Consider the following 10,530-nt stretch of genomic DNA (forward strand, 5'->3'; position numbering starts at 1 on the left):
TGAGTTTTGCAAGGTCTCGTGACTGCAAAGCATTACGGTACAGCCACAATAGGTTGTTCTTGAGTAATAGATTCTTCCACTTCCAAATGCACTTCCATATAAACTTTACCATTCTCCGTCTTTTCATGCAAAATTTTTTCACTTACGACCCTCGAGTCCTTTCCAGCAGCTTCCAATATGTCCGATTTCGCCTGCTCTATACCTCTCGTTTTAGCCTCCTGCAGGTCGATAGACCGCTCGACGACACCTGTCTCCATCACACGCTCTTTAAGCCATCCTACAGGCAATACAAAGTCTCTCCACATGACTGTTTTACGTTCCGGAATTGTTTCATATTGTTGAAAAGGAATATCCCCAAAGCCCGACAGTTGTAAGCCGCGGTTACCCATTACCAAGTAAAAGCGTTTCTGGGTCTCTCCCGTATATATTTTATACTGCTGTACGAGCGGCACCTCGACCTTCGGGGCATACCATACTAACCCTTTGACCTCTCCCGCAGCCACCACCGTTTTCTGATTAAGCTCGTCCCCCAAAACACCAGAGATAAGAATATCCCCTTTTTTCACATAGGTATTTGTCTTGACTACCGGCCGTCCCTTCTCGGCAAAAATGGAAGTTATCATTGCGCTTTTAGCAGCGACCAAATGGCGTGGATTAAGCAGCGGGGGCTTCTCCGGGATTACGGCCTCCACCACTTTGATGACGACATGGGTCCCACGAAACTCAATACCTACCCACGCGGCTTCAGGCAGCTTACTTTGCAAGCTTTTGGATAGCACATCGGCATCTTTAAGACGGAACTTCCATTGAAGCTTATAAACACCTTCTTGTCTCGCCACTTGTAAAATATCCGCTGTTTTTATTAGTTCATTCCCTTCAACCCGCACCTGCCACACAATTGAAGACAATAGATATAGACCGATAACAAAACAAATAATTCCCGCAGCAAAAAGCTTTCTCTTCTCTAGTTTGTCCAACATAAAAGGTAAGCCGAATCTCTTGCGCACACGCGACCTACAGCCTGTCTCTTTTAAAAGCGGACGAAGCCTAAAGAAATCCTTGAGTGAAATATATAGCTCTGCCTTAGCGTCATCACGAAATCGAATGTCCCAAACGGACATCCGTTTTTCCGTTAACCTATTGATCAACCGTTCCAGCTGTTGTCCCGTAATTTCAATCAAAACATACCCGCGCAGCGACAGAAGCATCGTTGTTTTCAAGCTTGAGCACCCTCTTTACGAATAAAATTTGATCTCACCAATGATCCCTTCAATAAACACTTCTTCTGTTAAAATAGCTCTTATCACAAGCTGAGTGCCTTGAACCTCCAGCTTCCCTTTGGGTAAAGCCAACAGCAGCCGCTCGCTCGAAAAATGCAGCACCCCTCGATGATTTTCAATATAAAGCTGCAAATTTCCTATCATAGTCATTCGAGGCAGGTCCAAAGCAACATCTTGTGGAAGGTCCAGCAGCTTTGCGGTGAATTGATTGAGCCTTTTAGTCAGACTGCGCATTTTTTCCCTCCTAAAAACTTTCTGTAGGAAAGTTGGCTTCGTTAGTAATTTCTGAGTTTTGCGTAGTAAAACTTACTTCGTAAGCTTCAACTTAAAATTTCTGCAGGAAAGATTACTTCGTAAATGATTCTGAGTTTTGCGTAAGTATGGGCTATTTACACCATATGCTTGCAATTCACAGATTATGAAAGCAAAGCAAAAAGCACCGAAAATCCCAATCTTGATGGGTATCCGGTGCTCATTTGTTTACATTTTATTTACGAAAAGGCTTTTTCGCTCTAGGCGGCCCAAGAATTTCGGCCCATATGATGCCCTGTGCCAGCTTCTGTGCGTCCGCACGATCATCCTGGTATTTCGAATGTTCCGACTGCTTTTGCCTTGTACGTGTATTTTGCTGAGTGCTTGACAACTCGCTTTCACCCCAAAAATCAACTTCTGCTCGTTTTTCTGAGCTATTGTGAATGGAATCGGTCTTCGCATACTTATCAGGACTCTGCTGCGCACTCATGCTGACAGCTTTTGCACGATCCTTACCTTGATTTGGCAGATTAGCAGAGGTTATTGTTGGCGCCTTATCACGGCTCCATCCTTTTATAGAACCTCCCCCACCCCCAAATGGGGGCATAGCTTGCTTGGGAGGAGGTGAGCTGCCGGCACCGCCTTTCAAACGCTTCAAGAAGCTGCTTGCCAGAAAAAAAACTACAATCGCTATATACCAGTTGTTAAAAAGAAATTCAATCAGCTTCAATCCGGCACACTCCTTCCCCATTTATGCTGACGACTTTACTGATATTACTCACGATCACTATTTTTGCCATCATCATTCATTTTACCTAAGGAAGAGCGCATTTGGGTATCCGCGTCAATATTTTTCAAATTCATATAATCCATTACGCCAAGCTTACCATTACGCAATGCTTCAGCCATCGCTAGAGGCACCTGTGACTCGGATTCTACTACCTTCGCTTTCATTTCCACAACGAGTGCTTTCATCTCTTGCTCTTGTGCTACCGCCATTGCGCGGCGTTCCTCCGCTTTGGCTTGAGCGATCCGTTTGTCCGCTTCCGCCTGCTCGGTTTGCAAATAAGCTCCGATATTTTTACCTACATCAACATCCGCAATATCGATCGACAAGATTTCAAAGGCTGTTCCAGCGTCCAACCCTTTACTCAGAACAGTACGGGAGATCATATCTGGATTTTCAAGTACATCCTTATGAGACTCGGACGAACCAACAGTCGTAACAATCCCCTCACCGACACGGGCGATAATCGTTTCTTCACCAGCGCCACCGACCAGTCGCTCAATATTGGCGCGAACAGTAACACGGGCAATTACTTTAACTTCAATACCGTTTTTCGCAACGGCTGAAACTGTAGGAGTTTCAATTACTCGCGGATTTACACTCATCTGTACGGCTTGAAGAACGTCCCGGCCTGCCAAGTCAATAGCCGCGGCACGCTCAAACGGAAGAGGGATATCCGCGCGGTGTGCAGCAATCAAAGCATTGACAACACGGTCTACATTACCGCCTGCAAGAAAATGACTTTCCAGCTGATTAATAGAAATATCGATTCCGGCCTTTGTGGCTTTGATCATCGGATTAACGATACGACTAGGAGTTACACGGCGCAGACGCATGGCAACAAGTGTAATAATACCTATCCGCACACCTGAAGCAAGTGCCGAAACCCACAGCATAATCGGTACAAAACTTAGAAATACCGAAAGTGCAATAATGATAATGACTGCTAACAAAAAAACATAAACAATAGAATCCATGGTTGATGTCCTCCAATATTTTAAATTAGATATAGCTTACTGTACCAATCCGTGCGCCTCACGAACCACAATCCGAGAGCCTTCCACTTGCACGACTACAACTTGCGTATTCACTGGAATGAATTCACCCGTTGTTACAACGTCCACTCGCTCGTCAGCAACCAGGATGGTCCCTGCTGGACGCAATGGAGTTACGGACAGGCCAGACTTACCGAGAAGATCCGTACGTATTTTGGATGATGTGAAGCCTTGCTCTGTCGTCAGCTTCTCCCGTAAAATAAATCGATTCCAAACACCACGATGCTTAAAATATTTAATGATAATGGCGACAACAATAATAGCTAACACAGTGGCAATCGACAAATTTAAAGCGGCTTGCTTCGTATTATTGGCTGCCATAATGACACTGCTAAACAAACACGCGATGCCCAGAATCCCTATTATACCGAAGCTTGAAACAAAAATTTCAATAATCAACAATACAACGCCAATCACAAAGAGTGCTATATCCTCCACCCCCGCAAAACCGGATAAGTAATTACCGAAAAAATACAATCCAAAGCCAATCAACCCAACAATTCCAGGAATCCCAAAGCCAGGAACGAACAATTCAATCAAAACTCCAGCAATACCAATGAACAGAAGAAGCATCGATATCCAAGGCTGTGTTATAAACCTTGCAAATTTTTCAGCCGGAGTTGGGTCGATATGCAGCACCGGATGATCCGTTCCGCCGACAAACCGGATGGCTTCGTCTATATCCTTGGCAATTACTTCAGCATAGCCCACTTTTATTGCTTCTTCAGCAGTTAGTGAGACCAACTGACCTTTTGGTACACTGCGGGTTAGTTGAGGCATTTCAGCTCCGACGTTTTTATCCACCATCGCCTCTGCTATTTGTGGATTACGTCCCCTCAGTTCCGCGGCTGCTCTCATTTCACTGGACCAATGTGCAATTACCTTGACACTCTCAATTTCATTACCTGTGATGTCCACTACCGCGGCTGCTCCAATCGAGCTACCAGGCTCCATAGCAATTTTAGTGGCATTGAGTGCGATATAGCTTCCAGCAGAAACTGCCTTGCCATGCACATACGCAAGTGTTGGCACCTTACTGCTTCGGATCATCTCTCCGATTTCCTCTGCCGAATCCACACGTCCACCCAGCGTATCAATATCAAGAATAACATACATGGCTCTTGCTTCTTCAGCTTCCTTCATAGCCCTTTCCAGAAATTTTTGCAACCCTGTTTCAACGCTTTGATGAACAGGCACTACCACAACCGGTGCCGCCGCAGAAACGGATGGCTTCGGTTGTGGAGGAGCATTAACATCTGCATAAGCCGCAAGTCCTGGCAGCAGCAACAGAACTACTGAGAATAGCACAAGCACGCACGATCTTAGAAACAGGGAACCGTGTTTCATCATTAACATAGTAAACCCACCTCCTTAGGGCATCGCTTAGCTAAACCTACATCGTAAGCCTTTGCTGGGTCTCCCTTCTTAGAAACCCAATCGTAAGCGTAAACATAGTTATGGTTGGATCAATGGCTTTATGTACTAGTCTATGCCATTGTTCCTTGCTTCTTTCATTCATACGTAACAAATAGCCTTTTCGATTCAAAGTTTTAAAAAAAGAACACCCCTGATACAGGAGTGCTCTTCATAACTTACTATACTAATAATTGTTGAACGGCTTGATTGACAATCTTGCCATCAGCACGTCCTTTAACCTTAGGCATCAATGCACCCATAACTTTTCCCATATCCGCTTTAGAAGAAGCTCCCACTTCTTGGATGGTCTGCTGTACAATGGCTTTTACTTCTTCTTCAGTCAACTGTTGCGGTAAGTACTCAATCAGAATATCAATTTCCGCCTTAACGGTTTCGGCCAAATCTTCACGACCGGCCTTTTCAAATTCTTGGAGGGAATCTCTGCGTTGTTTGATCTCACGACTTAGCACGTCAAGCACTTCTTGGTCATCTAAAGATTTACGCTGATCTATCTCAATGTTCTTAATAGCAGCGCGAACCATACGAATTACAGATAGTTTAAACTTGGCCTGGCTCTTCATCGCGAGCTTCATATCTTCGTTTAATCTCTCGCTTAAGCTCATCGATTAAGCCTCCTAGAACTTTCTCTTACGAGCAGCCTCTGACTTCTTCTTACGCTTAACGCTAGGCTTCTCATAATGCTTGCGTTTCTTAACCTCCGCAAGTACACCATCTTTTGCGATGGAGCGCTTAAAGCGACGAAGGGCTGCATCTATAGTTTCATTTTTGCGAACTCGAGTTTCTGACACCAGTTTTCCCTCCCTCCGAAAGACCGTCCAAGACGAAAAAAAGCAAAAGCAATTCATCAAACTTCATTATATGGCAAACTTAAAGCGTGTGTCAACCCAAACCCAGATAATAAATCACTCAGTTTGCATGGAGTGGACCCAGCTGAACTCCCGCCAGCAGATGGTAATGAATATGATAGACCACCTGTCCGCCGTCTTTGCCACAATTATTAATGAGCCTGTAACCACTTTCTGCCACGCCTTCTTGCTTAGCAATTTCTTGCGCGGCACGATGAATTTCACCAATCAAGCCCCAATCACCCGAGTCCACATCATTCATAGTTGCGATGTGCTTCTTCGGGATGATTAAAAGATGTACTGGAGCAGCAGGCTGGATATCATGAAATGCCAGTACATGTTCGTTTTCATACACTTTTTTCGAAGGAATAGAACCCTCTACAATTTTACAAAAGATACAATCCACTGCAGGCAGTCCTCCTTCAATAACTTGTATAAAAAAACGATACTTGTATCATAACGAATTTGGGCACAAAAATCCAGTCCAATACGTTCATGAAATATTACAATTTAATATTTTTTGCTTAAAAAGTATATTTTGGCTAAAGGACTACTTCGTTTGCTAATAAATATGGATGACTCACTGTTGTTATTATCGTAATAAGATGCCGTCATTATGTATGGATTTTCATTTATAGACTTGCAGTCTAATTTTAACTATAATGATAGTAGATGTTGGTTGAACAAATGAGGTGATACTTCTCATGAACAGGTTCATGCGTGCGGCTACACGAAAAAAACGCGAATATATGATAGAGGTAGCCCTGCAGTTATTCATGGCTCGAGGCTATGAGCAGGTTTCCGTAGACGACATTATTTCAGCAACTAATACATCCAAAGGTACTTTTTATCATTATTTTAAAGGTAAAGATGAAATTTTGCGTGAAGTATCACGGAAACAGATCAAAACCATTAATAATTGGTCAGAACGGACCCCTTCACAGGTTCAATCGCTAGAAGGACATATCAACCGCCTGTTATTAGACTTGGCTTCTAATATTGAAGCTTACCCCAAGCTTGTTCAAAGCTTGATTGCGTTATCTTTACAGAATGAAGCATTAAAAAGCGTCGAGGAGGAACAGTATCAATTATTGTTCGAACGACTGCTCCGCTGGCTTCCAGATCCGAATAAGGTAACTCTGCTGGTAACAGCTTATAGAGGAACTTTATTGACATGGTGCTCGCAAGAAGATCAAGTTCTTAATGATTTAATGCGCAATAATCTCGCATGGATTTGGTCAGGCTTACGTTCAGAACAATATTCGGAGCTTGTTTCTACAGATTCAGGAAAACCCTCTTCAGGCATAGAATGGCTTGCGCATAATAATATGGAGGCGAGTAAAATGAAAGTTGCCATTATTGGCGGTGGTTTAGCAGGTTTAACAGCGGCAGCCTATTTATCGGAGGAAGCCGGTATAGAAGGTGTGCTATTTGAACGGAGTCCGCAATGGGGCGGAAGAGCTTTTACGTATGAGAAAGCTGGTTTTACATTAAATTACGGTGCACATGCCATCTACGGCATTGATCGTCATGAAATAACAACTATGGAACGTGAGCTGGGACTTTCATTCAGTTCCAAGCAGGTGGATAAACGCAAGGTCATGTACGCGAAAAACGGTCAATTGACCCCCGCTCCACTGGATTTTGTTAATCTTATGCGGACTGACCTTTTGAACCCGATGCAAAAGGTTCGATTTGTGGGAGAAATTACGGCTATTATCGCGCAAATACACAATGTTAAACATTATAAAACACTTGGCGACTATTTAGCTCAATCCGATGCAGATGAAGACGTGAAAGAGCTGTGGGAACATCTGGTCTGCTCGAATTTCTTCATTACTCCAGAGGAAGCACGCAAAGTTCCTGGCTCAGTGATTAGCGATTATTACCACAATTTGTTTTTATCCGGTCGTCCTGTTAATTATGTTCTAGGCAGCTGGGCTGTAATAACAAATCAGCTTCGTCAAAAAATTGATATTTCCAGCCGCTGGGAAATGGCTCTCCAGGAGGGTGTGGAAGCAGTGAGCTATGCAGACCGCAAGTTTGTATTAAAGACCAAAACGCGGGAGATGGCTTTTGATAAAATTATTTTTGCCATGCCTGTCCAGCAAATTGGCAAGCTGCTAAAGGGATCGCCTTGGGAGCCCTTCTTGGCACCGTATGAGAGTAACACAGCAACAGAGGTAATGGTCTATGATATAGGCTTAAAGCGCGTAGTGGCACGCCCATTCAGCTATATCAGTGATATGGATAACAAGATGTTCATCAGCGATGTCTCAGCTACCGACCATACGCTCGTTCCAGAAGGTGGACAATTGCTGCAAGGGATCGCCTATTTAAGCGAAAAGTTCACAAATGAAGAGGAACGTAAAGCTTATTTGGACAGTAAAACGAAGCAAATGGAATCCCTGTTTGATCATTATTACCCAGGTTGGCGGGATGAAACTGCTGTCAAGCGGGTTTCAAAGAAAGCTATGGTTGCCAGTGTGAAAAACATAGTAACGAACCAGCTGCTGCCAACGCGATTGGATCATGTTCCATTTTATTTCTGTGGAGATGGCTGTGTTGGCAAGGGGGAATTGGCGGAACGTGCTTTCTCAAGCGCACGTCAAGTCGCGAAAGCTGTGATGGAAGATGTTAAAGTTAGTGTTCTGTTATAAAATGGAATTTGGAAGAAGCAAGTAGATTAACGAAGCGACCGCTTTAAAACTTCTCTGAGCTAATTTGAAGGATACCTTAAGTTGATAAAGCCAACCCGATTCCAATGAATCGGGTTTTTGCTCTTGTATTTGCATTGTATTCCCAGAAAATTCCTGCACTTGTTCGTTTCCAGGTTTATCCGAAAGTGCGAATTTACTTGAACTCAAATGACTTGCAGCTTTTGCCTTGCTTATGTCCGCAGTCTTGATCTTTACCGTTCTGGACTTGCCGTCCCATTGAAGCTCTCCGCCAAAGGCCTCGCCGACGAATCGGGCCGGAGCCATCGTGAAGCCGTTAATTAACTGGGCTGGAACTTCCAGCTCAACCGTTTGTCCATTTTTAACGGCTTTGCGGTCACCTATTTTCAAAGATACTTTCGTATCTCCCTTACTCCCTGTAGCCGTTTGCGTTGCCGCATCCCAGGAAACCGTTGCCCCCACCGATTCAAAGATAGCTCTTAGAGGTACTAAAGTGCTGCCTTCTTTAATTATCGGTGGCTGCTCGTAGCTTTGCAGTTTCCCGTCAATGGCTACACTAACTTCAGATGAAATCGAAAAAGTTCGGGAAGCTGCCTTGCTGCCGTTTCGGTTGTAAACCTCCAGCTTCAATGAGGATCCATCCGGCACATCCCCTGCATCCAGTTCAAACCCGAAAGGTGGACTTGTTTCCGTTCTAATAATTGCCCCGTTAATGGAATAATCTATTTTCCCAATGTAAATATCCGGTATTTTCACCCAAGGAGTTATCTTCGTTTTACCTGCAAATAGGTTTTCACCACTCACAGATAGCTTCACATGACCTGTACGGTCTGCCGGTTTGGCTCCCTGCTCTACTTTGGTTAAAAAATAAGGCGCCGTGATCATTTGGGAGTATAAAGCCTTCATAGCGTCATTGGCCCCAAGTAAATAATTATTTCTGGATTCACGGTCTTTTAAATCGACATTAAAATAAGTGATTGACTTTAAACGCGGGTATTTTAAAGGCATAATCTCATACAACCGCTGAAGATTCAACAAACCATAATCCGTAAACGACTCCTGCGGAATATGCGCATAATGAGAAACCGCTGTTTCACTGAGCATGAGTGGTTTACGGTCTGCATATGTTTTGTAAAAAGAATCAAGCCGTTCAATCGGACTCGTAGCTTGCATATTGCTCTGTGCAGGATCCCCATTTTCGTAAGGCTCCGTATACAGACTGACCCCGACCCAATCCACATAATCATCACCAGGATAATAAACATCCATTGAGTACGCAGGGACATCTCCAGGGCTCCAAACCATCGCTACATTGGGTGCCTCTTGGGCCATAACGTCATGAACCAACCGAAATTTCTCGATATATTTCTGCGGGTCTCCGTGCCACACTACCCAGTTCCCATTCATCTCACTTGCATAGCGAAGAAAAATCGGAATACCTGACGCTTTTGCTGCACGAGCCCACTCCCGTAAATGAGCGTCATCATTGACCGAATCGAGACCTTTACTTGGCTCCCACGCTATTTGCAGAGCGGACCCTGCTTCTTTGGCTCTGACCGCATATTGCTTCGGAAAGGGGTTGTCATAGGGAGAATAAGCCAAATATAATGCATGCTTCTTTCCATATAAAGCTTCGGATTTCGTGAAATTATTTTGCATCGCCGGATCCTGTTCAGAATACAGTCCAATGTACGTACCGTACTCCGGTTCAAACTTAGCCAATTTACCATTCGAGGGTGCTGCCTGACGCCTTACTACATCCTCATTGGGCGATGACATATAAACATCTGCAATGGTTCGGATCTGTTCGGCGCGCTGAATGTCAACGGCACCCCAGTCCTTACCGAATTTTAGCCAGTACTCATTTTCTAGTTCGTAATAGTAGATGGCATTCTCATAATCCTGAATACTATCATAATACTCGTCCAGCCATCCGCAAAAGAGAGCTGCACTCTGCCAATCCCCACTGGATGCATAGTGTTCGACAAGATACTTCCAATGCGGCACAGCTTCTTCCGGCTTCCCTCGGTTAACTGCTGATTCAGCAGCTTTCCATTGATCCCATATTGGGTCGGCCTGCACAGCCGGAGCTCCAGCGAGTAATCCAGAAGCAACTGTTATCGCCAGCAACCCTTTAATCCAGCGGGATGTATGCCTTTTAAAAAAAGCCATAATGACTTCTGCCCCCCTCTTCTC

Annotated in this window: 10 protein-coding genes; 1 reads left to right on the top strand and 9 read right to left on the bottom strand. The window is 44.3% G+C overall.

Annotated features, from left to right (window positions below):
* Nucleotides 1-32 precede the first annotated feature (32 nt).
* The 8 genes from yqfD to GC093_RS20080 all read right to left on the bottom strand — a co-directional run bounded on the left by yqfD (nt 33) and on the right by GC093_RS20080 (nt 6,062).
* On the bottom strand, nt 33-1,220 hold the full coding sequence (gene yqfD, locus GC093_RS20045) for a sporulation protein YqfD (protein WP_171653652.1): 1,188 nt from the start codon (nt 1,218-1,220) through the stop codon (nt 33-35).
* Nucleotides 1,221-1,235: 15 nt separating this feature from the next.
* Complete coding sequence (gene yqfC / locus GC093_RS20050) at nt 1,236-1,514, bottom strand: sporulation protein YqfC (RefSeq protein ID WP_171653653.1); 279 nt, start codon at nt 1,512-1,514, stop codon at nt 1,236-1,238.
* A 253-nt stretch (nt 1,515-1,767) separates the two neighbouring features.
* On the bottom strand, nt 1,768-2,262 hold the full coding sequence (locus GC093_RS20055) for a YqfB family membrane protein (RefSeq protein WP_171653654.1): 495 nt from the start codon (nt 2,260-2,262) through the stop codon (nt 1,768-1,770).
* A gap of 44 nt (nt 2,263-2,306) precedes the next feature.
* Nucleotides 2,307-3,296 carry a flotillin-like protein FloA gene (gene floA, locus GC093_RS20060; RefSeq protein WP_171653655.1) on the bottom strand — a complete coding sequence of 330 codons (990 nt, stop codon included), beginning with the start codon at nt 3,294-3,296 and terminating at the stop codon, nt 2,307-2,309.
* 36 nt (nt 3,297-3,332) lie between these two features.
* Nucleotides 3,333-4,730: an NfeD family protein gene (locus GC093_RS20065; protein ID WP_246314810.1), complete on the bottom strand. Its 1,398-nt coding sequence runs from the start codon at nt 4,728-4,730 to the stop codon at nt 3,333-3,335.
* A 239-nt stretch (nt 4,731-4,969) separates the two neighbouring features.
* Nucleotides 4,970-5,413, bottom strand: a complete 444-nt coding sequence (locus GC093_RS20070; protein ID WP_171653656.1) for a GatB/YqeY domain-containing protein — start codon at nt 5,411-5,413, stop codon at nt 4,970-4,972.
* A 12-nt stretch (nt 5,414-5,425) separates the two neighbouring features.
* On the bottom strand, nt 5,426-5,599 hold the full coding sequence (gene rpsU / locus GC093_RS20075) for a 30S ribosomal protein S21 (RefSeq protein ID WP_010491812.1): 174 nt from the start codon (nt 5,597-5,599) through the stop codon (nt 5,426-5,428).
* Between the two features lie 118 nt (nt 5,600-5,717).
* Nucleotides 5,718-6,062: a histidine triad nucleotide-binding protein gene (locus GC093_RS20080; protein WP_171653657.1), complete on the bottom strand. Its 345-nt coding sequence runs from the start codon at nt 6,060-6,062 to the stop codon at nt 5,718-5,720.
* A gap of 298 nt (nt 6,063-6,360) precedes the next feature.
* Here GC093_RS20080 and GC093_RS20085 point away from each other — a divergent pair, with 298 nt between their 5' ends.
* The gene (locus GC093_RS20085; protein WP_171653658.1) at nt 6,361-8,316 is read left to right on the top strand and encodes an FAD-dependent oxidoreductase; all 1,956 of its coding nucleotides are present in this window, start codon (nt 6,361-6,363) and stop codon (nt 8,314-8,316) included.
* Here GC093_RS20085 and GC093_RS20090 read toward each other — a convergent pair.
* A complete protein-coding gene (locus GC093_RS20090) occupies nt 8,311-10,506 on the bottom strand; it encodes a stalk domain-containing protein (protein ID WP_171653659.1) in 2,196 nt (731 codons plus the stop codon). The two genes, GC093_RS20085 and GC093_RS20090, sit on opposite strands and share 6 nt — an antisense overlap.
* Between the last annotated feature and the right edge of the window lie 24 nt (nt 10,507-10,530).

It is taken from the genome of Paenibacillus foliorum (assembly GCF_013141765.1).
Taxonomy (GTDB): domain Bacteria; phylum Bacillota; class Bacilli; order Paenibacillales; family NBRC-103111; genus Paenibacillus_S; species Paenibacillus_S foliorum.